The 562-nt window shown below is 42.0% G+C and carries 1 pseudogene; it reads left to right on the forward strand.

Features of this window, described 5'->3' with window-relative positions:
* Positions 1–94 precede the first annotated feature (94 nt).
* Positions 95–472: pseudogene (locus tag AXW61_RS16960) on the forward strand (IS5 family transposase); the annotation flags it as partial.
* Positions 473–562 lie beyond the last annotated feature (90 nt).

The raw sequence follows: 562 nt of genomic DNA on the forward strand, positions 1-562 counted from the left end.
AACATGTTGAGCAGTCCAAAATGACCGCTATATTAACCAAGGGGGTCAGTTTTTAAATGCCGTTAGGGGGTTATTTTTACACTGCCGCTAACAGCATCTACTCATGGACTCTACAGGCATGAAGTTTCTAGGTGAGGGCGAATGGAAACGCAAGAAACATGGATCTGAATATCGTCGCCAATGGCGTAAACTTCATATTGGTATAGATGCCAAAACCCTACAAATACGAGCAGTTCAGCTTACAACCAATAATGTCAGTGATTCACAGGTGCTTGGTGATTTACTTGATCAGATTCCACAAGATGAGCGGATTGACTCTGTTTATACCGATGGAGCTTATGACACCAAGCAATGCCGTCAGGTCATTGCAGATCGGCAAGCGCATGCGGTGATTCCACCTAGAAAAAATGCGAAACAATGGAAAGATACAAAGAGTAGCTCGCTAGAGCGAAATGAATTACTTCGAACAATTAGGGTGTGTTGACACTTTTAGCTTAAAAAAATAGCGAAGTAGTAAAATCAAATCGCCAAACCCAATTTTACTATTCGCTATGCCTCGTAC

Origin of the sequence: Acinetobacter sp. BMW17 (assembly GCF_001592855.1) — a bacterium.
In the GTDB taxonomy this organism is placed as follows: Bacteria; Pseudomonadota; Gammaproteobacteria; order Pseudomonadales; family Moraxellaceae; genus Acinetobacter; species Acinetobacter johnsonii.